The 26539-nt window shown below is 33.7% G+C and carries 26 protein-coding genes, 1 tRNA gene, 2 other RNA genes and 1 pseudogene; 10 read left to right on the plus strand and 20 right to left on the minus strand.

Annotated elements, in window-relative coordinates:
• Positions 1 to 6: 6 nt before the first annotated feature.
• Positions 7 to 1218, minus strand: coding sequence for an MFS transporter (locus ABWU33_RS07595; RefSeq protein WP_211907647.1), 1212 nt, complete (start codon positions 1216 to 1218; stop codon positions 7 to 9).
• 205 nt (positions 1219 to 1423) lie between these two features.
• On the opposite strand from ABWU33_RS07595, the gene rsmH reads away from it, so the two are divergent.
• Positions 1424 to 2308 carry a 16S rRNA (cytosine(1402)-N(4))-methyltransferase RsmH gene (gene rsmH, locus ABWU33_RS07600; RefSeq protein WP_250120212.1) on the plus strand — a complete coding sequence of 295 codons (885 nt, stop codon included), beginning with the start codon at positions 1424 to 1426 and terminating at the stop codon, positions 2306 to 2308.
• Positions 2309 to 3138: 830 nt separating this feature from the next.
• Here rsmH and ABWU33_RS07605 read toward each other — a convergent pair.
• Positions 3139 to 3438 carry an ETC complex I subunit gene (locus ABWU33_RS07605; protein ID WP_211907645.1) on the minus strand — a complete coding sequence of 100 codons (300 nt, stop codon included), beginning with the start codon at positions 3436 to 3438 and terminating at the stop codon, positions 3139 to 3141.
• 142 nt (positions 3439 to 3580) lie between these two features.
• Here ABWU33_RS07605 and ABWU33_RS07610 point away from each other — a divergent pair, with 142 nt between their 5' ends.
• Both ABWU33_RS07610 and pth read left to right on the plus strand, forming a co-directional pair.
• Positions 3581 to 4192 (plus strand): 50S ribosomal protein L25/general stress protein Ctc, encoded by a 612-nt coding sequence (locus ABWU33_RS07610; RefSeq protein WP_211907644.1) that lies wholly within the window; start codon positions 3581 to 3583, stop codon positions 4190 to 4192.
• Positions 4192 to 4755: an aminoacyl-tRNA hydrolase gene (gene pth / locus ABWU33_RS07615; RefSeq protein ID WP_211907643.1), complete on the plus strand. Its 564-nt coding sequence runs from the start codon at positions 4192 to 4194 to the stop codon at positions 4753 to 4755. The genes ABWU33_RS07610 and pth overlap by 1 nt, the downstream gene beginning before the upstream one ends.
• A 34-nt stretch (positions 4756 to 4789) precedes the next feature.
• Here pth and recA read toward each other — a convergent pair whose 3' ends face one another.
• Complete coding sequence (gene recA / locus ABWU33_RS07620; RefSeq protein WP_353280699.1) at positions 4790 to 5857, minus strand: recombinase RecA; 1068 nt, start codon at positions 5855 to 5857, stop codon at positions 4790 to 4792.
• Positions 5858 to 5971: 114 nt separating this feature from the next.
• Between recA and truA the strand changes: the two genes are divergently transcribed.
• Positions 5972 to 6709 carry a tRNA pseudouridine(38-40) synthase TruA gene (truA, locus tag ABWU33_RS07625; protein WP_211907641.1) on the plus strand — a complete coding sequence of 246 codons (738 nt, stop codon included), beginning with the start codon at positions 5972 to 5974 and terminating at the stop codon, positions 6707 to 6709.
• 1 nt (position 6710) lies between these two features.
• Here the strand turns inward: truA and dnaN are convergent, their stop codons facing one another.
• From dnaN to ffs, 7 genes are all read right to left on the minus strand, one after another.
• Positions 6711 to 7862 carry a DNA polymerase III subunit beta gene (dnaN, locus tag ABWU33_RS07630; protein ID WP_211907640.1) on the minus strand — a complete coding sequence of 384 codons (1152 nt, stop codon included), beginning with the start codon at positions 7860 to 7862 and terminating at the stop codon, positions 6711 to 6713.
• A 111-nt stretch (positions 7863 to 7973) separates the two neighbouring features.
• The gene (locus ABWU33_RS07635; protein WP_211907639.1) at positions 7974 to 8471 is read right to left on the minus strand and encodes an invasion associated locus B family protein; all 498 of its coding nucleotides are present in this window, start codon (positions 8469 to 8471) and stop codon (positions 7974 to 7976) included.
• Positions 8464 to 9357 carry an RNA polymerase factor sigma-32 gene (locus ABWU33_RS07640; protein WP_250120214.1) on the minus strand — a complete coding sequence of 298 codons (894 nt, stop codon included), beginning with the start codon at positions 9355 to 9357 and terminating at the stop codon, positions 8464 to 8466. Before ABWU33_RS07640 ends, ABWU33_RS07635 begins: the two co-directional genes overlap by 8 nt.
• 283 nt (positions 9358 to 9640) lie before the next feature.
• Positions 9641 to 10324 (minus strand): P44/Msp2 family outer membrane protein, encoded by a 684-nt coding sequence (locus tag ABWU33_RS07645; protein ID WP_353280700.1) that lies wholly within the window; start codon positions 10322 to 10324, stop codon positions 9641 to 9643.
• 336 nt (positions 10325 to 10660) lie between these two features.
• Positions 10661 to 10975: a YbaB/EbfC family nucleoid-associated protein gene (locus ABWU33_RS07650; RefSeq protein ID WP_211908748.1), complete on the minus strand. Its 315-nt coding sequence runs from the start codon at positions 10973 to 10975 to the stop codon at positions 10661 to 10663.
• Positions 10976 to 10996: 21 nt separating this feature from the next.
• A complete protein-coding gene (gene dnaX, locus ABWU33_RS07655) occupies positions 10997 to 12580 on the minus strand; it encodes a DNA polymerase III subunit gamma/tau (protein WP_250120215.1) in 1584 nt (527 codons plus the stop codon).
• A 16-nt stretch (positions 12581 to 12596) separates the two neighbouring features.
• Positions 12597 to 12695: signal recognition particle sRNA small type (ffs, locus tag ABWU33_RS07660), an RNA gene on the minus strand.
• Between the two features lie 121 nt (positions 12696 to 12816).
• Between ffs and ABWU33_RS08185 the strand changes: the two are divergent.
• Positions 12817 to 12927, plus strand: a pseudogene (locus ABWU33_RS08185) (WPE palindromic element domain-containing protein); the annotation flags it as partial.
• 203 nt (positions 12928 to 13130) lie between these two features.
• The gene (locus tag ABWU33_RS07670; RefSeq protein WP_211907634.1) at positions 13131 to 13784 is read left to right on the plus strand and encodes a glutathione S-transferase family protein; all 654 of its coding nucleotides are present in this window, start codon (positions 13131 to 13133) and stop codon (positions 13782 to 13784) included.
• Here the strand turns inward: ABWU33_RS07670 and ABWU33_RS07675 are convergent.
• On the minus strand, positions 13756 to 14433 hold the full coding sequence (locus tag ABWU33_RS07675) for an O-methyltransferase (protein WP_006013497.1): 678 nt from the start codon (positions 14431 to 14433) through the stop codon (positions 13756 to 13758). The genes ABWU33_RS07670 and ABWU33_RS07675 overlap by 29 nt on opposite strands.
• Positions 14434 to 14683: 250 nt before the next feature.
• On the opposite strand from ABWU33_RS07675, the gene ABWU33_RS07680 reads away from it, so the two are divergent.
• Positions 14684 to 14962 (plus strand): DUF2671 domain-containing protein, encoded by a 279-nt coding sequence (locus ABWU33_RS07680; protein WP_010403908.1) that lies wholly within the window; start codon positions 14684 to 14686, stop codon positions 14960 to 14962.
• A 28-nt stretch (positions 14963 to 14990) separates the two neighbouring features.
• Here ABWU33_RS07680 and ABWU33_RS07685 read toward each other — a convergent pair whose 3' ends face one another.
• The 3 genes from ABWU33_RS07685 to ssrS all read right to left on the minus strand — a co-directional run bounded on the left by ABWU33_RS07685 (position 14991) and on the right by ssrS (position 16377).
• Positions 14991 to 15683 (minus strand): thioredoxin domain-containing protein, encoded by a 693-nt coding sequence (locus ABWU33_RS07685; protein ID WP_353281073.1) that lies wholly within the window; start codon positions 15681 to 15683, stop codon positions 14991 to 14993.
• 65 nt (positions 15684 to 15748) lie between these two features.
• Complete coding sequence (locus ABWU33_RS07690) at positions 15749 to 16198, minus strand: type II toxin-antitoxin system RatA family toxin (protein WP_353280702.1); 450 nt, start codon at positions 16196 to 16198, stop codon at positions 15749 to 15751.
• 17 nt (positions 16199 to 16215) lie between these two features.
• Positions 16216 to 16377, minus strand: a non-coding RNA gene (gene ssrS, locus ABWU33_RS07695) — 6S RNA.
• Positions 16378 to 16492: 115 nt separating this feature from the next.
• Between ssrS and ABWU33_RS07700 the strand changes: the two genes are divergently transcribed.
• The gene (locus ABWU33_RS07700) at positions 16493 to 17077 is read left to right on the plus strand and encodes a phospholipid-binding protein MlaC (protein WP_353280703.1); all 585 of its coding nucleotides are present in this window, start codon (positions 16493 to 16495) and stop codon (positions 17075 to 17077) included.
• The gene (locus tag ABWU33_RS07705; protein WP_250120218.1) at positions 17074 to 18372 is read left to right on the plus strand and encodes a bifunctional folylpolyglutamate synthase/dihydrofolate synthase; all 1299 of its coding nucleotides are present in this window, start codon (positions 17074 to 17076) and stop codon (positions 18370 to 18372) included. Before ABWU33_RS07700 ends, ABWU33_RS07705 begins: the two co-directional genes overlap by 4 nt.
• Here the strand turns inward: ABWU33_RS07705 and ABWU33_RS07710 are convergent.
• The 3 genes from ABWU33_RS07710 to ABWU33_RS07720 all read right to left on the minus strand — a co-directional run bounded on the left by ABWU33_RS07710 (position 18360) and on the right by ABWU33_RS07720 (position 20663).
• Positions 18360 to 19280 carry a molecular chaperone DnaJ gene (locus ABWU33_RS07710; RefSeq protein WP_353280705.1) on the minus strand — a complete coding sequence of 307 codons (921 nt, stop codon included), beginning with the start codon at positions 19278 to 19280 and terminating at the stop codon, positions 18360 to 18362. The two genes, ABWU33_RS07705 and ABWU33_RS07710, sit on opposite strands and share 13 nt — an antisense overlap.
• A 729-nt stretch (positions 19281 to 20009) precedes the next feature.
• Positions 20010 to 20516: a hypothetical protein gene (locus tag ABWU33_RS07715; RefSeq protein WP_211908747.1), complete on the minus strand. Its 507-nt coding sequence runs from the start codon at positions 20514 to 20516 to the stop codon at positions 20010 to 20012.
• A 62-nt stretch (positions 20517 to 20578) separates the two neighbouring features.
• Positions 20579 to 20663: transfer RNA gene (locus ABWU33_RS07720), tRNA-Leu, on the minus strand.
• Positions 20664 to 20725: 62 nt separating this feature from the next.
• Between ABWU33_RS07720 and tldD the strand changes: the two genes are divergently transcribed.
• Positions 20726 to 22156, plus strand: a complete 1431-nt coding sequence (gene tldD / locus ABWU33_RS07725; protein ID WP_211907628.1) for a metalloprotease TldD — start codon at positions 20726 to 20728, stop codon at positions 22154 to 22156.
• A gap of 450 nt (positions 22157 to 22606) precedes the next feature.
• Here the strand turns inward: tldD and ABWU33_RS07730 are convergent, their stop codons facing one another.
• From ABWU33_RS07730 to gyrA, 3 genes are all read right to left on the minus strand, one after another.
• Positions 22607 to 22765, minus strand: a complete 159-nt coding sequence (locus ABWU33_RS07730; RefSeq protein ID WP_226079405.1) for a hypothetical protein — start codon at positions 22763 to 22765, stop codon at positions 22607 to 22609.
• 366 nt (positions 22766 to 23131) lie between these two features.
• Positions 23132 to 23731 (minus strand): ubiquinol-cytochrome c reductase iron-sulfur subunit, encoded by a 600-nt coding sequence (gene petA, locus ABWU33_RS07735; protein ID WP_211907626.1) that lies wholly within the window; start codon positions 23729 to 23731, stop codon positions 23132 to 23134.
• Positions 23732 to 23825: 94 nt separating this feature from the next.
• A complete protein-coding gene (gene gyrA, locus ABWU33_RS07740; protein ID WP_264337782.1) occupies positions 23826 to 26528 on the minus strand; it encodes a DNA topoisomerase (ATP-hydrolyzing) subunit A in 2703 nt (900 codons plus the stop codon).
• Positions 26529 to 26539 lie beyond the last annotated feature (11 nt).

A 26539-nucleotide genomic window follows, 5' to 3' on the forward strand; every position in this document is an offset into this window, starting at 1 on the left:
AAAAATCTAACTCTTAACTTGTGATATAGCAACTAACCCAATTAGTGCACAGAAAATCATGTAAAAACTTGCTAAAGTTCCTTGTCCTGTAACTTTGATAATAGTTGTGCATATAAATGGTGCAAGACCACCAAAAAATCCCGAAGCTATATTTCTTGATAAACCAAATCCACTATATCGTACCTTTATTGGGAATAATTCGCACATAAAGGCGCTAACAGGACCAAGAGAAGCAGCTATTGGGATTATAAAAAGAACGTGCGCCATTATGGTGAGCAAATTATTACCACTTAGTATCATTGAAAAAACTGGATAACTTACTACTATAAAAGTCACAAATGCAAATTTCATGACTCTTTCTCTCCCTACCTTATCAGAAAGTATTGCAAATAGTATAGTCAATCCTCCAAGTGCAACCTGATTCAATATTTCTACTGCGTGATTAAAGTGAGTGTTTATTGTTGATGCAAGTAGATTAAAAAACACTAAATATATGTAAAGAGATGCATTCTCAACTATGTCAACTCCAATTGATATTAGAAAAGGTTTTTTATAGCCATTTAACAGTTCTTTTAACGGTAATTCATGTGGCTTTTCCTGCTTTTTATATTCTGGGCTTTCATCGAGTATATATCTCATATATATACTGATTAATCCTATTACAAAACTGAAAATAAAAGGCAATCTCCATCCCCAAGATTCAAAATCGGATACTTTTTTGCATATAAGCACCACTATAAGACTTAATATTGAGCCAAGAATTGCGCTCAATACTTCAATACTGCTAAAGAATCCTCTTTTATTTTTAGGAGCATGCTCTATTAAAAATGGGGCATTTCCTGCCTCTCCTCCAAGAGATATACCCTGCAATAATCTTAAACATACCACCAGTACTGATGCGAGTACCCCAATGTTCTGATACCCTGGAACAAATGCAATAAGTACGGTTGATAGAGTCATCAATATGATAGAGAGAAATAAAGCAATCCTTCTTCCATATTTATCGCCAATGTGGCCAAATATAGCAGCACCAATTGGTCTTATTAAGAAACCCACTGCAAACACTCCAAAAGCTTTAAGTATGCTGACTAATTTGTCGTCTGATGGAAAAAACACATCTCCGATTATGCTTATTAGATGGCTGAAAAGCATGTGATCATACCACAACAAAGTGTTACAAATTAAACTTGATAGTATTACTTTTGTTATTTGTTGCACGAAATCTTCCGTAATTTGTTTGATATTATAGTAATATTACTTACTTTTTCAAACGTGAATTATGTAAATGTTATATTAATAATATTATCTTATTAAATTTTTATATCGTTGATTATATTTAAATATTCTTATACTATACCTATATATTTCCATATATTTTTTGGCGAGAAAGTTATTTTAATTTAAGTGCACAAAGTCTCTTGATATGACACATATTCCAGTTTTGTTAAAAGAGATGATACTGCAATTGTCACCACACAGTGGTGGTATATATGTGGATGCCACGTTTGGAGCTGGAGGATATAGCAAAGCAATATTGGAATCCGCTGATTGCAAAGTGTATGCAATTGATAGGGATGAAACAGTTACCAAATTTTATGATGATCTGAACGTTAAATACCCTGATAGAATAAATCTATTTATTGAGAAATTTAGTAATATTAAAAATTTATTAGATAGTAATAATATTAAAGGTATCAATGGAATAGTTTTCGACGTTGGAGTTTCATCTATGCAGCTTGATAATGGAGATAGAGGATTCTCATTTCTACGTGATGGCCCACTTAACATGAGAATGGATAACTATTCTCATATGAATGCTTCGACGTTTGTTAACGCTTTACGTGAAGAAGAGATTGCGAACACTATATATAATTATGGGGGTGAGCGTCATTCTCGTAAAATCGCAAGAGCGATAGTAAATGCGCGGAAGAAGAAAATTATCAAAACTACATTTGAACTTGCGGATATTGTACGTTCTGTAGTGTTTCGTGGAAAAAGCAAGATTGACCCTGCAACTAGAACATTTCAGGCAATCAGAATATGGGTAAATGATGAGCTAGGAGAGCTTGAAAAGGGTATTAAAGCTGCATCTGAGATTTTAAGTGAAAACGGCAAATTAATTGTAGTTACCTTTCATTCTCTAGAAGATCGTATAGTTAAAACCCTTTTTAAAGATTTGTGTGAACCAGGACCTACCAAGATATTCTCCCTTTTAAACAAAAAAGTGATTAAAGCAAGTGCGGAAGAAATAAATGCAAATCCGCGTGCGCGTTCAGCAAAATTAAGAGCTATACAGAGGTTGTCATAAGAACCTTCTGTATTATTTCAATAACTATGTTTTTATTATAGGGTCATTTAAGGTAAAATTACATGTCCACTCACTAAATAAATAGCTAACACAAATAGAACGTGAAATTAATTTAGTGCAAAGCAACATAAAAGTTCTTCAAGCAGAATGAAGTTATTTGAGTAATCCAAAAGGGGCTTGTAAAGCTTATGGAGAAATATATAAAAAAATAACTCTTTGATACTAGCTAGCCAGGTTCAACTCTCTAAATAGCCGCAGTGCGTTAGCACAATTTAAAACCTAGAGTAACAATTAGAACCTATCTTGCAAGGGAAATTTGAAATATTAACGTAAAAAATTGCTTCCATATATTTTAAATCTGATTATCATTACAGTTAGAGATATTTTAAGAGCTCAAAATCTATCTTCGTCTGCAGACTTTTCAGTCAAATTTTTAATCAAAAAGCGTAGCGTATCTTCTTCAGAGCATGTAAGTGTGCTTAATTTCTGTCATATGTGCGCTGCACTTTTTTCTAATCTTTTTTACACAGGAGGATTTTATGTCCAGAATTCCAGATACTTGACCTTTACTTTAGCTAAAAACCAATAGGCGCCTATGGCTAATTAAAATAAAAATTTTTCTAATATATAGAAGAATTACAAAATCACTGTTACTGAAAACGGGGCAAGAAAGCTGCTAATGTCAAAGAATTTTAGGTAAACATTGTTTGCTTGACGTATGAGCGTGCTCTCCTTACTTCAAGAACTCTTTAATATATGCTTAACCACTTAAGTCCTTTCAAGATATGTTCTTAAATTTAGGCTTTTAGATAAACACACTACGATAAAACTTACTTTGATACGAAATTATTCGCATAAGATTTTGGCAGTCTTTTAACATCTTTTGGCATTTCAATTGTGTACTTTGTGTTGTGTTTCTTTGCGTAAGATACTGCTTTTTCAAGAGAATCAAACTTTAATACAATCTGTTTTTGGGGATCTTTTGATCCAAACCACCCCATCAAAGGTTCAATATAGTAAGAACAAGGCTCAATTTTTAGGTGCCAGAATTTTGTATTACCTAAACCAGATTGTGTTGCAGTTTTTGTTGGCTTATAAATCTTAAAAACTACTTGATCGTCAATACTCATAGTCCTTACTACGTAATCTTCAGTATATATCTAAATAAATTTTTCCACAAAGAATTAGTGTGAAAGAATGAAGTTTGAAATAAATATTTTTATGTTATATTATTAAATTATATAAAAAGGATTAGCTGAATAGGAGTAATCGATGGCACAGCAAGAAATGGTAACAATTAATGCAGAGTTACGTGATGTAAAAAAAAAGAAAGCGATGCAGGCTCTGAGGGAGAAGGGAAGTATACCTGCAGTTATATATGGCAAAGGGCATGATAACGTAAATTTGACATTGTCTGCAAAGGAATTTACTAAACAATATAAATCAGGTGCTCTTTCTGCACATTTAATAGAACTAGATATTTCAGGGAAAAAAGAATATGCTCTTGTTCGTGATATTCAATGGCATGTAGTAAAGGATACTGTGCAACATGTTGATTTTCAGTTTGTTGATAAAGGTAGTGAAATTAAAATAGATATACCTTTATCATTCATCAATGAAAGTAAATCACCAGGAATCAAATTAGGTGGAGTGCTTAATGTTTTGTGTCGTTCTATTACTGTCAAATGCTCTCCTGAGAAAATACCTCAAGTCATAGAAATTGATTTGTCTGGCAAAATGATTGGTCAGTCTATACATATCAATGATGTAAAATTGCCAGAAGGTGTTAAATTTGTAGCTCATGAAGAAGAAAATTTCACCATTGTAACAATCTCTGCTGCTGATAGTGATGTTGAAGAGCCTCAAACAAAAACAGAGGAGTAGTGCATTTAATAGCTGGGCTTGGTAATCCTGGTAGTAAATATGAATTAACTCACCATAATATTGGCTTCATAGTTATTGACGCAATTCACAAATATTGGAATTTTCAGTCATTTTCTAATAAAGCTGATTACTTGATAACCTCTGGCATAATTAATAATAATAAAATCATGCTGATAAAACCTTATTCATTTATGAATAATTCAGGTATTCCTATTGCAAAAATAAAAAATTTTTACAAATTATCGCTAGACAATATTGTTGTCATACATGATGATGCTGACTTAAAATTCGGAAGAATAAAAGTAAAAAAAGGCGGTAGCTCTGCTGGACACAATGGACTTAAGTCTATAGATAGCTTTATTGGTAACGATTATTGGCGTTTGAGATTTGGAGTAGGTAGGCCTGAAAATCGGAAAAGCTTAGCAGATTATGTATTATCAAAATTTGAAAATTTTGATAACGCTATCCTCTTAGTGGAAAAAATAGCAAAGAATATACACCTAATGCTGCAAGGAGATAACGCAGCTTTCATCAACTCGGTTGAGAGTGAAACTTTAGTATAGCAAACGAATACTGCCCAATACAAACTAATTTAGATTAGAATACTGATTCTTCTAGAAGTTGTTCGCGTTCCTCTTCTATTGTAATAGAATTATCATGATTTTTAAATAAATCTCTGATTTTTGTTTCTATTTCATTTGCAATTTCTTTATTCGCCTTGAGGTAGCTTTTTACATTTTCTCTTCCTTGCCCAAGACGCGTATTGTTATATGAATAATAAGCGCCTGCCTTTTCAAGGACACCAAGTTTTGCTCCTATATCTATTATTTCCCCAAGTTTTGATATGCCTTCATTATACATTATATCAAATTTTGCCTCTCTAAATGGAGGAGCGACTTTATTTTTTACAACTTTAACTCTCGTTTCATTACCCGTAATATTCTCTTTATCCTTTATCGCACCAACTTTTCTTATATCAAGTCTTATAGAAGTATAGAATTTTAACGCATTTCCACCAGTGGTAGTTTCAGGATTTCCATATATTACTCCTATTTTCATACGAATTTGGTTGATAAATATCAATATACAGTTTGCTTTTGAAACTACAGAAGTTAGTTTCCTGAGTCCATGGCTTAGAAGCCTTGCTTGCAATCCCATGTGCTGATCGCCCATATCCCCTTCAATTTCAGCTCTTGGAGTTAGTGCTGCAACAGAATCAATAACTATTACATCAACTGCACTAGAACACACTAAATACTCAACAATATGCAACGCCTGCTCTCCAGTGTCTGGTTGTGAAATTACCAAATCATCAGTTTTCACTCCAAGTTTACGAGCATATATAACATCCAGTGCGTGTTCCGCATCGATAAATGCACATAAACCTCCTTTTTTCTGTGCTTCAGCAATTACATGCAAAGCAAGGGTAGTTTTACCAGAACTCTCAGGGCCAAATATCTCAATTATACGTCCTTTTGGCAATCCCCCAACACCCAGAGCTGAATCAAGTGCAATCGACCCTGTAGATATCGTGTCTATTTTTTCTACAGGGTTTTGCTTTAGCTTCATTATTGCACCTTTACCGAATGCTTTTTCAATTTGACTTATTGCATTATCTAGTGCTTTTTGCTTATCATTATTTCTTTCTTCTGGATTATGTGCCATGGATCATTTATTAACTTGTATAGTCTCCATGGTAATTGAACGCAACCAATCTGCCAAGGGTTTTTTAATAACGAAGAACGTTAGTTACCTAAAATTAGATAGATAGACTTTGTAGTGCGATACAAAATAACGATAGAATACAATGGTAGTGGTTTCTCTGGCTGGCAAAAGCAACAACACTCTGCTAACTCAATTCAGGAAACCATAGAAAACGCTATATTTAATTTCAGTGGCGAGAGAGTCTCTTTGCATTGTGGTGGCAGAACTGACACAGGGGTTCATGCTTTAGGGCAAGTTGCTCATTTCAATATGGAAAGGCAATTTGAGCTTTACAGAATAAGAAATGGAATAAACTATCACTTAAAAGCGATTCCTATAGTTGTGCTTAGTGCAGAAGCTGTAGATGATGCATTTCATGCACGATTTTCAGCAAAAAAAAGATATTATGAATATAGAATAATTAATCGCTACGCTCCTGCAGCTCTGGAAATCGGTTATGTGTGGCAAGTATTGCACCCACTTGACGTAAACATCATGCGTGAAGCTGCTAGACACCTGCTTGGAAAACATAATCTTTCAAGCTTCCGCTCAAAAGATTGTCAAGCTACAAATCCGGTCAGAACAATCGATGATATTGATATAGTACAAAACGGAAGTCACATATACATCAAAATATCTGCGATTTCCTTTTTACATAACCAGGTGAGGATTATTGTTGGTACTTTAGTTGAATTTGGAAAAAATAGAACTAATCCACAAGAAATGCTAAATATATTAAGTCAATGCAAAAGAAACGCCGCTGGAATCACAGCACCGCCTCACGGCTTATACTTAGTAAAGATAGATTACTAGCTTAAGTCCTCATTGGCATTACTATATATAATGCACTTGGATCATCTTCATCAGTGATAATTGTAGCGCTATTACCATCTGATAGGCTGACCTTACATTTGTTTTTTATACAAGATAAAGCATCAAGCAAATAACGAGAATTAAATCCTACTTCCATAAGAGCTCCATCGTAATCCACCTCTATAGACTCAGTCGCATCACTGCACTCTTGGGAATTTGAATGTAGAGTTAATAAATTCTCTTGCAATGAAAATTTAATTGATTTTATTTTATCGGACACAACAACAGAAACCCGATCTATAACGCTAGCAAGCTTACTACTCTCAACAATCATTTGTTTATCTTGAGACGTTGGAATGACAGCTTTGTAATCTGGAAAAGTCCCATCTATCAATTTTGATATTAGAATATACTCACCACATGTAAATTTGATTTTTCTATCTGAAAGTTTTATATTTATCTCATTACAATCACCCAATACTTTCAACAATTCCATGATAGTTTTACGTGGAATGATCACCCCAAATTCTCCGTTGATATCTTCAGGTTTAGGCCTTTTTATACATGATAAACGGTGGCCATCAGTTGCAACGCAGTACAGAAATTGCTCATCTGTATGCAGATATATCCCGTTTAAATTATACCTTGTATCATCCAGCGACACAGCAAACTTCGTTTTAGTCAACAAGTCTACCAAATCTGCACTTAGTAGAGTGAAATCGTATTGATGATCACCTTCTTCAAGAACAGGGAAGTTATTTGAAACTACGTTCGGTAAAGAAAAATTTGCATTTCCACAGGATATCAATAATTTTCCTTGATTATTCATTTCGAAATTGACATCCAAATTAGTTGGCAATTTTTTCACTATGTCATGTAAAGTATGTGCTGAGATTTTCACTTCTCCTTCTGCTGATACATTTGCAGTAAGTGAGGCAAATATTGAAATGTCAAGATCAGTAGCCTTCAATTTTATGCTACCATATTGTGCTTTGATATTTATACACGCTAAAACATCTATCGCGTTGCGCCTTTCAACCACTCCACTTACCCTGGATAGCGTATTTAAAAGGCTTGCACGACTTACACTAAAACGCATTTGTTCACACACAGAACTTTGTTCTTTGATTCCTATATCTACAATTTTTGACATATTAATTCTCAAAAATATATTTTAAATGATATTCATATTCTATGTAAAGTGATATCCATATTTTTGTCTGAGAGACAAAACAGCCTATCTTATACTTTAGTGATCAATAATTTACTTTGTATGGCATAAGTCATGCATTTTTTGGTACGCTTTTTGAAAGCCAAGCAAGGAATAAGTATCATCAACATTTGCTGTTTTTACTTTTCCATTAACTACCATTGATAATCCCTGCTTCATTTTTAGAATCAAATCTTGGTCCATTTTTGTATCATCTGTCCACGCAAGACTTCCCTGTATTATTGGCAATTGATATTTAATTTTTTTATCGATATTGAGAACTACAGGCTCATTATTATACTGAAAGCCAGAAGTGACGCTCACCTCATCTGCTTTTTTATCAACGTAACTGACCATTACATACGGCTTGCGGTCAGCTGTATAATGTTCACTTTTTTTCTTAGGATGAGATACAATGTAACACACTTTTTCACCATCTTCCAATGCAGTGTACACAAGCCAATCTTTATATTTTTCCTTCAGTTGTACGTTACTAACCGATGCAAGAGTGTCTATTGAAAAAAATATTAGAAATACAAAAAGACTACGCATGTAAACCAAGTTTCAAACTCTCTGATTTTACATGTTGTTTTACCTTACTCATTGCTTGCTCAGCCAACTGTCTTATTCTTTCTCTTGAAACACAATATTTTTTGCTAAGCTCATCCAAAGTCTGAGTATTCTCAGATAAATATCTGCTAATGAAAATGTCTCTTGATCTTTCATTAAGACTTGCCAGCGCATTGCTTAAAATTGTTTCTTTTAATGCCTTTTCTTCATGATTCTGGTAAGCTACTTCTTGACTAACTAAATTACACGGAATCATATCTTGTAACTCCTTTTTAGAGTCATCACCTATTTTTATACAATTATTTAACGACTGATCCTTACAAGCCAGACGATAGCTCATCTGTACAACATCTTCTTCAGATACAGAAAGCTCATTTGATATTGCTTTTATTTCTTCTTTACTCAAAGTTTCTCTGTTTGTGTATTGTAAAATTCTTTTTTTTATTTTACGTAAACTAAAAAACAATCTCCTTTGTGCTTGCGTTGTACCTATTTTTACAAGTGACCAAGATTTTAATATAAAGTCTTTCATTGAAGCTTCAATCCACCATACTGCATAAGTTGAAAAACGAAATCCCAAGTTAGGATTGAACTTTTTCACTGCATGCATTAAACCCATATTTCCTTCCATGACCAGGTCCATCAACAATAGACCGTAATTCTTAAATTTCATTGCAATTTTTACTACCAAATTCAAATGGCTAGTAATCAACCTGTGAGCAGAAGAAATATCCTGGTATTCTTGCCAATTTTTTGCTAATCGCACTTCCTCTTCTGGGGAAAGCATAGGAAATTTTCGCACTTCAGCAATATATTGCATGAGATTAGTGCTACTATTAACACATAAATTTGCTACTGGGGTCAACATAATAACTTAAATTAAAACTCTATACATATAATATATTGATTTTCAGTGAAAAATTCAAGCTTTAATTAAAAAAGCACAATTTTACATCTAATTGAGATCTTAACAACAGCTACCTAAATGTATCATTAAAATTGCTAGCGTGTAACTATAAAAACTACATTAAATAAATAATGTGTTATTCCAGTGCTCAAACACTGGAATTCACATTTCTTTTTTCTAGATCCCAGTGTCATGCTACTTGAATGACAAGAAAAACCCACTGGGATAATAAGACAAAGATAGACTAGAAATTAAACGCTACTCCAGCTTCTGCACCAACAGTGCTGTAAAGAACATTTTTGATATCATTATCATCCTTATTTGTCTTATCAAAACTAGCACCATAAGAACCGAAGTAACGAGCTCCAGCAAAGAGTTTGATTTCTGGGGTTACATCATAACTAACACCAGCTTTTGCTTGATAAGCAAAACCAAATCCTTTTTGATCTTTAACTGTATCAGCTTTTGAAGGATTGCTGATATATGCTGCACCAACACCAACACCAACGTATGGAGTGATAGGCATATCTTCAATCGCTATATCGTAATAAACGTTAACCAATCCTGAAAATGCTGTTAAACTGTCTGCAACATTTGTTTCAGAAGTATTTACTACAGCTGTATCTTTAGCCAATTGTGAGTAAAGCCCTTCAATATCAACTCTAATGTCATCCATTTTATAACCAAATGCACCACCACCAGCTATAAAAGATCTTGTAAAGGGACTATCCTTTTGTTTACCTGTTGCATTTGTAATACCATCAACTTTTGTATAAAAAGTTAAAATTTCACCGTTGTATTGTAAACGAACGTAGTAGCTAGTTTCTTCATCACTTATTGGACCAATAGGGTCTGATGAAAAAGCAGAGTTTGATAGGCTTAGCAACGTCACTAAAGCAGCTGCCGAAAAAAACTTTTTATAATGCATAATTGCCCTCGTTAAAAAAATTAAAATTCCACTTTAGCAGTCTAAATAATAACTAAAGTTAAGTCAAGTGCTAACTTAATAACACAAAACCTTCTGTATCTTAACTAACTTTTAGGAAAATACAAAGATTTTATTAATTAATAAATAGAGTTACTCTACTTTTTTTACTCTTGATCTTCTGACACCTATTTCACTAATGTCTTTTTATCTTCTGATCTGCATTCATCATTGTGAATTGCTTCATATTCATGCAGTAATATGAATGTACTTCATGGAAGTACTAGTATAAAAGGAAAACACTTAGTTACTGCATTAAGGCAAACTTCAGTAGTAAATTTAAAAAGGAAGTTTAAGTCCAGGCGGTAAACCCATCATACCTGCAAGATCAGAAGTTGCATTTGCCATATCTTCTTCTGCTTTTTTGATGGCATCATTGAATGCTGCTGTCACTAAATCTTCTACTATATCTTTTTCTTCATTTCTCATAAGTTCTAAGTCTATATTTACCTTTTTAGCTTTATAGCTACCTATTTTTATCACTTCCACTAATACAGAAACTTTACCACCACCAGAAATACCTTGAAACTCTTTTCCAATATACTTTTCTTGAGCTTCCGCAAGCTTTTTTTGCATTTCTTGCGCTTGCTTCATTATTTGACTGAAATCCACAACCTACTCCTTATTTTCTATATTAACTACCTTTGCACCTTTAAACGTATTTAATATATCCTTAACTGCAGGTGCATAATTTAAATTACTCACTTCCCTATTCATATAACTTGTATCAACTATAATAACCCACTCCTGATTAGTAGCTTGATTTAAGTAACTTTTCAAGTCATTACAAAAATTACTGTTCAAGTTAGATACAGCTTTTAATTTTAAATACCCAAATTTACAATCTATTAATTGTAGATTACTACACAGTTGTTTGTAAAGATAAATTTGGTTACTCCGCCTTAATAGTTGCAAAATCTTATCAAAATCGTAATTTTGTTGTTTATTTTTCACATGGATCCCAGTGTCACGCACTGGGATGACAGAGTGGGGTTTTTCCACATATTTTTTTGGATCCGAGTAGTCAGCTACTTGGATGACAGGGGGGGAAGGTGCAACAGGTCTGCCCTGTCTATTTCCTTGCTCTACATTCTGTGAAAGAATTTTTTTGATCACCTGTTCCGGAGAAGGCAAATCAGAAAGATAACAAAGGCTAATTAATATCATTTCAGCGGCAATTTCATTGCATGTTGAAACCTTTATATCTTGAATACCCTTAAGCAGCACCTTCCACAATCTCGAAAAAAATATTAAAGACTTTTTTGCACTCAAATCTTTTACTCTGCTCTTCTCATATTCTGTATCAATCTCTTTTGTAATTAAAAAACGGCATATTAACTGGATTGTTTGCAGTAGATCTTCAAAAATATTGAGCGGATTTGCTGTTTTTACCACATTGTCGAATACTAACAAAGCCTTCTGTAAATCACTGTCTAATACTGCTTCCAGTAGATCAAATATAACGTTTCTATCTACTAGACCAAGTATGTCTGTAACACTTTGAGTGGATATTGTACCATCTTTGCTATATAGCACTGCTTGATTCATCAAAAATAAAGCGTTACGCATTGAATTGCTACAGTGGTGCGCAATTAATTCCGATGCTTCTTTTTCAATAAAATAATTTTCTTTTTGTGCAATATCATTTAAACGCTCCATTATCTTAGCTGAAGGAATGTTATGTAAGTCAAACCTTTGACAACGTGCAATAACAGTTATTGGTATCTTTTTTATTTCTGTAGTTGCTAGAATAAACTTTACGCTAGATGGTGGTTCTTCTAGAGTTTTAAGTAATGCATTAAATGCATTACTGGATAACATGTGTACTTCATCTATAATGTAAACTTTAAACTTAGAACTTATTGGTAAATAGCAAATATCTCCCAAGATGGCTCTAACATCCTCAACACTAGTGTGACTTGCCGCATCGATTTCAACTACATCTGGATGGCTTGAATTTTTTATTGCCAGACAACTTGTACATGATCCACAAGGTTCAAAAGTTGGCCCCAATGAGCAGTTCAAACATAAAGCTATTATTCTTGCAGTGGTGGTTTTACCAATTCCACTGCTACCAGAAAGCAGTATAGATTGTGGAATTTTGTTGAGAGTAAAAGCATTTTCTAGTATACGCACCAATATATCTTGACCTACTAAATCTTTAAAGCTACTAGGACGATATTTTAATGCTATGTTCATAGCCTAGAATAAAACAAATAGTACAAATAGGTATGCAACCCAAAAAGATTCTGATATGGTTGCTTCATTTCTGACCTGACCAAGTTACAGAATTTTTGCCTGCATACCTTATAAAAGGTTATACTTTTTTTTTTTTTTAGCAAGGTATATTCTATATTAGTCTTATAATTTATATGTTAGACCTTTTGCAACATTACTTTGGAGTAAACAGCTGTTACCTAAAATACTCTTCTTCTGTCATCCCAGTGCCCAGACACTGGGATCCAGAAAACTTAATTTTAAATGAATACATTAGGCTGTTGTATAATAAGAACTGGATTCAAGTGTCAATCACTGAAATGACACCCTTCCGGTGGGGATTGCTCTCAAACTACAATGTTCGTACAGTTGTACTGGGATCCAAGTATAAAAATATTTGGAAATTATACAATGGACAATGGATTCTAGGAGTATATGTTAAAAGTAATGTCCATAATGAAATAAGCTGGATTCCAATGTCACGTACTGGAATGACAACATATAGGTATTGGAATAACAAAAGAGGAATATTATGATTTTATATCATTTTCCTCTTTGTCCGTTTTCACGAAAAGTTAGAGCTCTTCTCAAGGAAAAAAAGCTGAGTTGTGATTTTGTATATGAAAATCCATGGGAAAAGCGGAATGAATTCATGGAGATCAATCCAATCGGACAAGTACCAGTATTAATAGATAATAACTTTGTAATAGCGGATAGTAATGCCATTTGTGAATATATAGAAGAGACTTACAATAGCGACGTCAAATTACTTGGTTCATCCACTATTATTAAGTCTAAAATACGCGCTTTAATCAATTGGTTCGATAGCAAATTTTACAATGAAGTTACTAAGTATATTATGAATGAAAAAGTAATTACTAACCGCAGCCCTGACTCTAGATTTCTTCATGCAGCTCAGCATAACCTGCCTTGCCATATGGAATACATCGAACACTTAATTAACAAGAACGTTTGGCTTGCAACCGATAAGTTCACTTTAGCCGATATTACTTTAGCATCACATATTTCTATAATAGACTACGTAAATAGTTTCCCATGGGAAAAAAGTAAGATTTTAAAAGAATGGTACTCCATTGTTAAATCAAGGCCTTGTTTTCGCGAAATATTATTAGAGAGAGTTTTTGGGTTAACTCCCCCTAGACATTACGCTGACCTTGATTTTTAACTTGCGTTAGTTTTAAAGCTACAGTCATTCCTTCGTCAGTAGGAATCAATATGGAGAAATATTTTTTTTCATCTGACAATCTATCGTTAAACTCTCTCATAGCATGCCATGACTTTTCTGATACTTCTTTTGGAGGCGATTCTAAAAATACTGTATCAAATAATAGAGTGTTATCTGCAACGATTAGCCCATCTTGTTTAATGTATGACTCTGCCCAATCTAAATACTTAGGATAACTACTTTTGTCAGCATCGATGAATATCATGTCAAATGGTGCCTTTGCTGATAATTCATTAATTTTTTCCAGTGCATCACCTTCTATTAGAGTAATTTTATCACTTAGATTAAAAGCACTAAAATTTTTTTTTGCTATTCTTGAGTGTTGAGGATTATTTTCTATTGTATATATATGACCATCTTTCGGTAAAGCTTTTACCATACAAATTGACGAATAACCATATAACGTGCCAATTTCAACTATGCTTTTAACTTTATGGATTTTGATAAATAAATTTAATAATTTTCCTTCTTCAGGAGTGATTTGAATACGTTGTTTCTTATCAAGAGTACAATGTTCTTCTATTTTTTTATACTCTTTTGCAAATAAGCTTCTTATGTACAACGATTTTCTGCTAAAGTTATGACGCATTAAGTTTTATAATATAAACTAAGGAGGTTTAATCTATATAAGATTTATAAAGATAACAATAGAGTTAAGAATAATAAAATTTTTTATTTTAAGTTGTTATTTTATAAAGTAAAATTTTAAGTGACAAAGATTATTATATATTTTACTATGGTTAACTAGTATAACAATCAATTGTTATACTAGAATTAAGGGATCGTTTATTTACATCTCTCTTAAAATGTAATTTTTATAATCAATTAGAGGGGGTTATATGTCTTATAACATTGCTAACGAAGTTGAAACGTTAAGCAAGAAATCTAATAATAATGAAGGAGTGAAATTACTGCACAATCCAGCTTATCGCGAGAAGTACAAAGAACGCTTTAACGAAGCTCAGAAAAAAGTTATGGATATGGTCCAATTTTATGATGGAACGATAGTATTAATAGAGAATAAAATTGCTATGTATTATTATGCTTGGCACAGTAAAAAAAGAGAGTTTGAGCGTAAAAAGCAACAAACAGTATCAAAAAATACTGATTCAGCATAGGATTTTTATATGGTAAGCTACAGTGTTATTACTTCACTATAGCTTTTCCATATAACTCATCTATTACATTAGTGAAGTATTCCAGGTCTCTATATCCTTCATGTTTGATTTTACCATTCCCTACGTATGATTTGTCATCGTTAAGCTTGATGATGAATACAGGAGTAGCTGTGATATCAAGTTTATTAATTGCAAGTGATTTATCATTTATAATTTTGTCCATCATCTTTCTATCATTAATGCATTGGTTAAATACATCTTGCTTCAAATTGCTTAGTGCAGCAATTTTTTGTAGTATAGTTAAATCACTAAAATTATAGTAGTTCCACGAGTCTATTGCATTAAACACAGCTTTGTTAAAATTAAAATAGTCTTCTTCTTTTTCATAGCAATAACTTAGCATTGCAGCTTTTAATCCTCTGTAATCTAGAGGAAAATGACGGAATATGTATAACATCTTACCTGTATCTATGTACTTCTCTTTGATTTTAGGAAAAACTTTCTTATGAAAAAGAGAACAATGATAACAAGTGAGCGAGGCGTATTCTATCATTAAAATTGGTGCTTTTCGATCTCCTAATAATTTATCATCAGGCAATAGGGACAGTAGTTCTTTTGGTGTTATTTCATCAGTTTTTTGAGTGTTGGGTAAGTTTTGTTCAATAGCTGCATAAGAACTAACACTTATAAAAATAAGTAAGAACAATAATCTAAAAATCATTACAATGGAAATACTGAACTTATTAAAAAATTTATGCATTTATACAAACAATGTCAAGATAACTTTTACTCAGCAAGGCTTTCTAGTCTGTCTTTGAATGCAGTAATTATTTTATTTTGTACATATTTATACACCGAGTTTAATAAAGTAGAAAACAAATTGGATTTAAACTCAAACTCTATATAGAACTCTACCATAGTTTTATTTTTGCTCATAGGAGTGAATTTCCATTCGTTGTATAAATGTTTAAATATTCCATTTGAGGACACAGCTTTTATCCAACTTTCATTTATTCCATTTGGAGCAAGGTAGGTCACTTCTGATGTATAACTTCCTTTAATGCCATGAAAAGCTGCAAGGAGATCCACAATCATCTGGCTATCAGTTTTTTCTTTTATATAAACAGCTTTGCACCAAGGAACAAAATCAGGATACTTCTCAACGTCAATTACAACTTGAAACACCCTATGAGATGAACAGAAAAAAACACCTTGTTCTTTATATTGGTTTAACATAAACCTGAATAATAAAAATGGGATCCATATCTACCGTCAGTCTTAGTAGATTCCTGAGACCTAAAGTTAAGGTGGGTATCACATACTAATTTCAATGAAATTAACAGAGGCAATCCCCTTGATCAGAGATTATCGCTCGGGAAATTTAACTTAACTCATAACGTATAGCACAGACCCCTATTAATTATAGATTATTTATATAGAGTATGTCTATAGGTATGTTAGAGCTAGCGACTATTATTTTGCCTTTGTTAAATTTTGCATTTTAAGTATCATAGCTAATAAATATATCTTATGAATGTTATTAAGCTCTTAACCATTTTTATTTTAATATTCTCAAGTGCTTACGCGAGTTGTATAGGTCACAAAACTTTTGTGCTTGCCATGAAGCAGCAAATAGACAACACGTCTATGAAAGGAAACAGAAAAAATCTAGAACATATACATGAAGAACTTCAGAAGATCATTCAGAATAATGTTAACCTCAAAGAAATATCTCGATTTGTAATAGGGAAATATTGGAATTTATCTACTCAGAAAGAAAAAGAAGAGTTTCTAAAAGAATATGAAGTATATCTCGCGCGTTTGTGCGCTAAAATTTTGTATAAATACATAAATAATAGTGAAATGATCATAATGAGTACAAAAGCAGTTGACGATGAAACTTGTCTGATAGGAACAAGATTTTCTTATGGTGATGAGGAATTTACAAATATTGACTTTAAAGTTACTAAAAGTGACAGTTCTTTCTTAATAAACGATGTTGTAATGAGTGGAATAAGTATTGCTATTAATCAACGTTCTCAATTTAGTGAAAAGATCGATACGAATGGCATGGCAAGTGTAATAGATGAATTAAAATGTAACAATAATTTATGATATACATGCCTCATTGGCCTAAGCCGATTGGCAGTAGGCCAAAGGATTTTTCTCTTGATCGCATAAAAAGCTTTCTAAATAAATTGGGTAATCCCGAGAAAAAAATACCGCCAATAATTCACATAGCTGGCACTAATGGCAAAGGATCAACGCTATCGTTTATAAGATATATAATGCAAGCAGCAGGGTATAAAGTTCATACGTACACCTCTCCACATTTAGTGAATTTTAATGAGAGAATAGTTGTTGCAGGCACTGATGTCGATGATAGTGAATTACACAACTCACTGGAAGAATGCCGTATAGCAGTTGCGGAACAACCTATCACTCTATTTGAGGCCACAACAATTGCAGCTTTCTTAGCTTTTGCTCGTCATAAAGCGGATATTACTTTAGTTGAGGTGGGTATGGGTGGAAGGCTTGATGCAACAAATGTTATAGATAATCCGATCCTAACGATCATCACTTCCATTGCACTTGACCATACAGAATATCTTGGTCCTACCGTAGAAACCATAGCAGGTGAAAAGGCTGGAATAATGAAACCTAATGTTCCTTGCGTAATAGCACCACAAGAAAAATCTATAATGAACACATTAGAACATCATGCAATAAATAAGAAATCTCCTCTGTATAGAGGAGGACTTGAATGGAATTGCGAAAAACAGAATAACAGGATGGTCTTTCAATCGACTATTCAATCAATAGAATTTTCTTTGCCATCTTTAAAAGGAGATCATCAAATAATCAATGCAGGAAACGCAATTGCAGCATGTAGCATTTTGAGTGGGAAGTATGGATTTAATATTGGAGAAGAGGACATTGCTTCAGGTTTACAGAGCACTTATTGGCCTGCGCGGCTAGAGTCTATAAAAGAAGGTAATTTAATTTCTTTATTACCAAAAGATTGGCAATTATTTCTAGATGGCGCGCACAACAATGATGGTGCCAGAGTGTTAGCTAAGTGGGTAAGAGACAATTTTACTGAAGGTGTCTATATGATCTTTGGTGTTACTCGTAACAGAAACGTCGCAGAGTTCTTAGAGCACTTAAAGCCATACATCAAACTACTATGCGCAGTTTGTGTTAAATCTGAACCTAAAGCAACAAGTACAGATTTAATTAGAGAAGGAGCTCATAATATAGGAATCAATGCTATCGAATGTGAATCAATTAGTGATGCAATATCAAATTACATATTGAAAGCCTCTATTCAAAACGTCAAAACCATACTAATTTGTGGCTCGTTATTTTTAGCCAGAGATTTGAGTATGGAGAATAATCAACCTACTTGATGAGCCGAGACGTTAAAAGCACCATCAGGATTTACAATGCTGCTTGGCTTTTTGGTTGATGCTCCTATAGGTACATTTTGTTCATCACCTATTCCTTCAGTTTTTACAAGATTTACAACTTTTCTCTCGTAGATTTCACTTGCTAAGTGTAGTAATAAACTACAACCTAGTAATGCAGCAAATCCGATGAGTATTTTACTGTTTAAGCAACTAGATTGGTACTGTAACACCAAACCTGCTACTAATAAAATAGGAGGAAGATAATTTGAAATTTGGGAAGTAAGAATTAGATATTTAAATGCTTTACTTTTGGATATCTCATCTCTTAGCTCTTCTTGATCTAAATTTTCACCTTGTTCCCGTTGAGGATTTTGCAAATCCACAGCTTTTTTAAATAAAGAAGATATCAAATAAACAGATAAGAAAAAAGTTGTAACAGATGTTATTAGAGTCGCACTAAACAAAATGCCAGGTGCATCAGTAAAATTAGCAGCCTTATATAGCTTAAACCCCAAGTAAATATACGACACTAATGACGAGATGAACAGTAGGATATTTACCCGAGTAAAAACAGCATAATACTCTGCACGCTTATCATTCTGACCTTGCTGAATTGATTGTAAATACCTTTTCAATTCCTCAGGAATGATTAATCCCTGATTCTTTCCACTTAGTGGTTTAATATATTGCAAAAGTGCTGCTTTATTTCTGTTAAGGGCCTGTATTTTTTCATCGCTACCTCCTGGTTTATCTGGGTGACACTTTATTGATAACCTTCTATAATTTTTTGCTATTATGTTAGATATTTCTAAGAAGTTACAACCTTCTACTTCTTGTACTTGAATGCCTATCTCTTTAAATAGACTTTCATTATAATCATATTCTCTTTTTCTTAACTTATATCCCATATCTCCACCTAATAAATTAACTAACTATTAATACTTTATAATATATAAATTTCCAAATCATGTCAATTATTTCATTCATGCTTATTGTATGAATTATTTCTTTCACGACTACCATGACAAGTGTATGAAAGTTATTATTTAGTGCATAATAGTGCTTCAATGTTTAGGTTACAGTTTTCATTGGTCATTTGAGTAACTCAAATCCGATTAATGCCAGTTCTATCTATCTTGTCACTTAAGTAGCCTCTATTTCAGCACAGGAATCTACTTTATAGTGATGTCATTCAAGTATCTGACATTGATTCCTTTATGATGCTGTCATCCCAGTGCTAGACACTGGGATCTAGTTAAATTTACGAGTATAAAAGTAATGTTAAAATACAATGTTTCCGATGATTATGAAAAAGCTGGATTCCAGCGTCACGCGCTGGAATGACACCTTTTTTACATTACTTTAGCAATAAATATTAAGAAATTTACCAAGCAAAAAAAAAGACAAAAGAACCCCCGTATAGCAAGTTTTAATAATGTAAATTGATAATGTGCTAACAAGCGCGATTTGGCTGAATGTAGAAAAATAAAAAAAGCCGCTATAATTTTATGTAATTTGCCAATAAATATCTGAGTTTTTTACTGAATTTTGTCGTTGAGCCCAAAAACAAGGATAAATACTCTTACTTTCATAGTAAGGGGGATGGCGTAATTTGTCAAGTTCAATAAGCTAACTTATTAACATGTAATAATGCAGGGAGCTATTGCAGATTGAATGTTCACTAGCTTTGAGGTTTTGGTTTCATCTATTTGCGGCTGACTAATCATAGTTCGAATGAAATTTGTTGCCATAAAGGTACAACCTAGAATAAAAAAAGCAACGGAAATAAAGGGGATAATAGGAAATTCAAGAGGTAATATAGATGTAATTCCTCCTATTAAAAATGAAACATTAGATGTAACGTCGAGGCAGATCTTCATTAATTTATCTTGCCAAGAGGTATCGAGTTGCTTATTAAGGCCACACTGCCTAAGATGATCAGTTAATGACCATATATTTAAAGCAAGCGAAAGTGCACTTAGCATAGTGCTGACAATAGTACAGTACAAGCTTAAGGAAGAAATATTTAGGGCTAATGCTGCTGTATACCCCATCAAAGAAGCAATAGATAGTGCAGTAACTAAGCGTTTTGAATAAGTTCGTACTTTCTTTCTGTAAACAAGACTCTCTTTCTCACAACCCATAAACTTAAGTATAGTAAATACGTTATATTGTATCATTAATTAACTCAAGAATCAATATAGAGTGCCCGAGAGAAGACTTGAACTTCCACAACTTGAAAAGTTACTAGCACCTGAAGCTAGCGCGTCTACCAATTCCGCCACCCGGGCTTTTTGTGATTTACTATGTTAAAATTAAACAATATACTTAAACAATTTTCAGCTCAAAGGTAATGCCAAATCTAGATCAAATATTTTTTGCTCAAAACAATGTTAATATTAATAACGTGTATAAAATAGTCAATAACGCTTTGAGCAACAGTGATGGTGGTGAGTTATTTTTAGAGTTTTGCCAATCAGAGTCTCTAGTTTTTGATGATAATGTATTGAAACACATGGATTTAAATACTAGAAGGGGGTTTAGTTTAAGGTCTTTTTGTGAAGATAGTACATCTTTTGTTTGTTCTTCTGAGATTAGCGAAAAAGAAATTAGTAACGCTGCTTCTATGGTAAAAAGTTCAGCATCTTTAAGCAAAACAAATTCAATAAACTTAAATGAGGAGACAAAAAGCCTGTACTCAACGATTAATCCCATAAATGAAATGGATCTGAACTCAAAAATTAAACTACTCAATGAGGTTAATGAGTATGTAAGGTCGAAGAATAACTGCGTGAAGCAGGTAAAAATAACTCTAAGTGGAGAATGGCAAGTTGTACAAATAATAAAAGATGATCACAGGTTAAGCGATATTAGGCCTTTGGTACGTTTTAATGTACTAGTCATCGTAGAGAAAAATGGCCGAGCTGAGAGAGGTTCTGCAGGGCACGGTGGAAGAGACTCTTATAGTAAATTTGTTTCTGAGAAGAAGTGGAAAGAAGTTGCAAACCAAGCGTTAGAGCAAGCGCTAGTAAATCTTGAGGCAATTCCAGCTCCGGCTGGAGAGATGACAGTTGTTTTAGGTTCAGGTTGGCCAGGAATATTATTGCATGAAGCTGTAGGTCATGGACTTGAAGGTGATTTTAACCGTAAAGGAATCTCGGCATTTTCAAATTCTATGGGTAAACAAGTGGCAGCCAGTAACATTACTGTAATTGATGATGGAACTCTACCTAATTTGCGTGGTTCTATTAGCATAGACGATGAGGGTACTTTACCTGGCTATAATGTGCTTATAGAAGATGGAATTCTAAAAGGATATATGCAAGATCATATGAACGCTAAACTTATGGGTGTAAATCCAACTGGTAATGGTAGAAGAGAAAGTTACAAAGAAGTTACTATGCCACGCATGACAAACACCTATATGTTGCCAGGAAAATATACACCAGAAGAAATAATATCCAGTGTAAAGAGAGGCCTATATGCAGTAAATTTTGGTGGTGGACAAGTTGATATAACATCAGGAAAATTTGTTTTCTCATCTTCGGAAGCTTACCTAATAAAAAATGGTAAAATTACACAACCAGTCAAAGGAGCAACGCTAATTGGTGATGGGCCAACAGTGCTAAAAAAAGTATCAATGATTGGTAATGATCTAAAGTTAGATCCTGGTGTTGGTACGTGCTCAAAAGACGGGCAAAATGTACCTGTTGGAGTTGGTCAGCCAACACTCAAGGTCGATGCAATAACTGTTGGTGGAACTGAATATGTAGATAAGGGCTAAGCGAACTCAGCTCATGCTGTACAATTGTACAAATATTGTAACCATTATTCAAGTAGCTCATATAGATGCAAAAACTACTTAACAAATTTCTCTGCCTTCCTTGCCATAACGTGTATAACAATCTCACAAAAAATAATATCATAGAATTCAATAGGTGGTCTTTCAAAATCCTTAAGGAAAGTAAAATACTGTTTAAATAGGCCGATATAGATGGTTTTACGATATAATAAAATTATTATAAACAAGAACTTATAAACTCTAGCAAATGAATTTGTGAGTTTAGTGGTGTTAGGAATACCTGGCTCTTTTATGTGGATTGACATTCTCAATAACCTGCTCTAGAGAGAGATTATATAATTTTGACAAGGTTCTTGGCATGTGATATTTTTCTCAAATATAGGGAATGGTATAAATGACTTTATATCTATATCCAGCTCTAGGGGAAGATCTTCAATGTTTACGTCCATCCCTGATAAAGGATATTCTATGTCCATGTGCAGCTTTGGGGGATAGTTCTACTTTGAAGATTTCTTTCACTTTTACTATTGCGACTCCCGATTCCACTGAAATCACTCTTTCCCTTAATTCATATTGATATGGTGACTCCATTTATTCCCTCACTTTCAACTTTTTCTTGCTTTACCATATCTCTTCCCCTCTTGTCTCTATCTTTATGTATTAAGCTATATAACTCAAAATCTTGATAAAATGCAGAAAAGTTTTTTTAATTTCAGCTCCATCCTCGAAGAGTTAGAAAATAACTTTAAGCAAGTTAGTCAGCATTTTTCTGACGCAAAGGAACAAGTTTTAAATTTAGCTATCAACTCTGAAGATTTGGCAGGCAAGTTTCTTAATTATCACCCGAATATGTGCATAGTATAAAATTAGCTTGATAGACTTCAAGAGCTTTGCCTATGAAGTCAGTGTGCTTCTTGAAATGGAATACACTTTTATTACTTTAATTATAAAAATCCGTTAAGCCTTCTTGCCAATTACTACAATATTTTCACTTGGAAAAAAGTAGTCAGGTATAGCCATGTTTTTTGGTGCAGGACCGCCAATTACTCGGCCTGATGTGTCATAATATGAACCGTGACAAGGGCAGAACCAACCGTTGCCGTCTTTTGTAGCGTGATCAACTGGTACACATCCAAGATGGGTGCATATTCCAATCATAATTAACCATTCATCTTTCCCTTTGTATACTCTTTTTTCATCTGATTCAGGATCTCTCAAATTTTCTGCATTTATGGCTCTTGCAGCCTCAATCTCTTGTTTTGTGCGCTTGCGGATAAATACTGGCTTACCTTGCCATTTTACCTTTTTTCCTTGTCCTTCTTGAATATCAGATAGATTAACCTCAACCGTAGACATCGCTAAAACCTCAGCAGAAGGACTCATAGACTTAACCAATGGCCAAAGACCGCTTGCAGCTCCTATACCTGCCATGGCACACGTAGTTAATGTGATAAAATCTCTTCTACTCTTATTTTTGGCAAAATCTTTAACAAGAGATGTTTTTTTATTCTTCTCATTCGTCAATGATTTTTTATTTTTAGTTAACTTCTTATCCATCAATCTCTACTTGAACATAGACATATATTTTAATTTAAATACTATAGATTAATCAATAGAAATTTGCACTATTTGCTTAACCTTTGCTATACAGTTAAGAAGAAACAGAGTTTTCAATTTCGGAAATACTATCTTCAGTGGAATCAGGATCCTCAATTTTCGCTACTGACACCACCTTTTCTCTACTCTCTGTTTTAAACAGAGTGACTCCTTGAGTGCTACGTCCTGCAATTCTGATATCATTTACTGAAATACGAATTAACTTTCCTTTATCTGTAATAAGCATGATATTATCACCCTGTTCAACTGGAAAGCTAGCAACAACATTACCGTTTCTATCGGTAGTAAGGATATTTGTAATACCAACACCACCTCTATTTGTTACCCTATACTCATACGCAGAAGTTCTTTTACCAAAGCCATTTTCGGTAATAGTTAATATAAACTCCTCATTCACTGCAAGTTTTAAGAATAATTTGTTATCTATTCCTAAATCATTCAAAGTCTTTTCCAATTTAGAATCAATGGAGTTATTAATCGCAGCCCCCAGTCTTTTTGCAAGTGGAACTTTTAAGTAAAGTTCTTTTGTTTCTGTTGCTACACCTATCCCATTTAATATGGTCATGGATATCACGCCGTCATTCTTTGCAAGTTTGATACCTCTTACGCCATCTGAATTGCGACTTTTAAATTGACGCACATCACTTACAACAAATCTGATACTTTTGCCGAATCTTGTTGAAAGAAAAACATGATCAATTTCATTGCATACTTTAACTGATATTAACTTATCTCCTTCATCGAGCTTGATTGCTATTTTTCCATTGCTTGGAATATAGTGAAAATCCGCTAAAGAATTGCGCCTTATGTTCCCATGAGCAGTAGCAAAAACTATGTTTTGATTTTCGTCATTTTCACTTGGTAATGGCATTATATTAGTTATAGTTTCACCATCGCTAAGCGGGAATATATTAACAAGTGCTCTTCCACGTGCAGTTGGCTCTGCAAAAGGTAACTTATAAACTTTTAATCTATAAACTCGGCCAATATTAGAAAAGAATAAAAGGCTAGTATGGGTATTCCCAACAAATAATTTTGTGGTTACATCCTCTTCTTTTAATCCTTGTCCTAGCTTTCCTTTTCCACCACGACGCTGAGTTCTATAATGAGAAAGCTTCACACGCTTAATATAACCATTCATAGTTACGGTTATCACCATATCCTCTTGTGGAATTAGATCTTCAGCTTCAATGTCCGTATCTGATTCCTCTATTGAAGTTTTTCGCGGCACAGCAAATCTGTTCTTTATTTCTTGTAGATTGTTTTTTATTTCTTTCATCAACTTCTCTCCTGAGCCAAGAAAAGCGATATATTCTTTTATCAGGTTGATCATTGAACTTAGCTCAGCTTCTAATTTGTCTTTTTCAAGGCCTGTTAAACGTTGCAATTTCATGTCAAGAATAGCTTTCGTTTGCAGCTCAGTTAATCTATACACTCCGTCTTTCAAAAAGCTCATGCTGTCTGAGATTAATCCAATAATTGTGTTTATCTCAGCTGAAGTTTTCCATTCTTTATTTAAAAGTTCTCTACTTGCTTCCGCAGGATCTTTTGCACCACGGATGATTTTTATCACTTCATCTATGCTCAAGACCGCAATGTAGAGCCCTATATATATATGAGCTTTTTCCCTCGTTTTTCTTAGACGAAATTCTGTTCTCCTGATTAATACTTCTTTTCTAAAATCAACAAAAGCAGCTATGATTTCTTTTAATGACATCAAAGCAGGCCTGTTATTGTTGAGGACTAGAGTGTTAACACTAAAACTACTTCTTAGTGGAGTTAGTCCCAATATTTGATTAAGTATAAAACTTGCTTCAGCATTTCTTCTGAGGTCAATTACTACCCTAATACCAGACTTATCAGACTCATCCCTAATTTCTGTTATGCCATCAATTCTTTTTTCTTTTACAAGCTCACCTATCTTCTCAATTAATTTTACTTTATTTACCTGGTAAGGTATTTCATCAATCACTATTGCTTGCCTATCTTGTGGCAGGTCTTCCATGTGAGTCTTGCCTTGCACAACAATTGATCCACGACCCGTTGCAAATGCTGATCTTATTCCAGACCTTCCAAGAATCGTTCCCCCAGTTGGAAAATCCGGCCCTGGCATCACTTCAAGTAACTCATCCAAAGTAACTTCAGGATTATCTATATATAACATACAAGCATCTATTATTTCTCCAAGGTTGTGAGAAGGAATATTGGTTGCCATACCAACTGCAACACCGCTTGCACCATTTACCAATAGATTCGGAAATTCTGCAGGCAGTACAACAGGCTCTGTTTCATTTCCATCATAGTTTGGCCTAAAATCAACTGTATCTTCGTCAATATCATTTAGTAAAAAATGCGACACTCTGTGGAGCCTTGCTTCTGTATATCGCATTGAAGCTGGCGGATCTCCATCTATCGAACCAAAGTTACCTTGCCCATCAATCAGTGGTAAAAGAAGAGAAAAATCTTGAGCCATCCTGACCAAGGAGTCATAGATAGCCATGTCACCATGTGGGTGATATTTTCCCATTACATCCCCGACTATACGAGCTGCTTTTTTATACGGTTTACCGGCATCGAACCCAGCCCTCGACATTGCGTATAATATGCGCCTATGAACAGGTTTAAATCCATCTCGCACATCAGGTATAGCTCGACTTATGATCACACTCATTGCGTAGGAGAGATAAGAATCCTCTAGCTCTTTCACTATTGAAACTGATACTATGTTGTCTTGCATTTTCTATACTT

Origin of the sequence: Wolbachia endosymbiont (group B) of Cyclophora punctaria, assembly GCF_964028235.1 — a bacterium.
GTDB lineage: Bacteria > Pseudomonadota > Alphaproteobacteria > Rickettsiales > Anaplasmataceae > Wolbachia.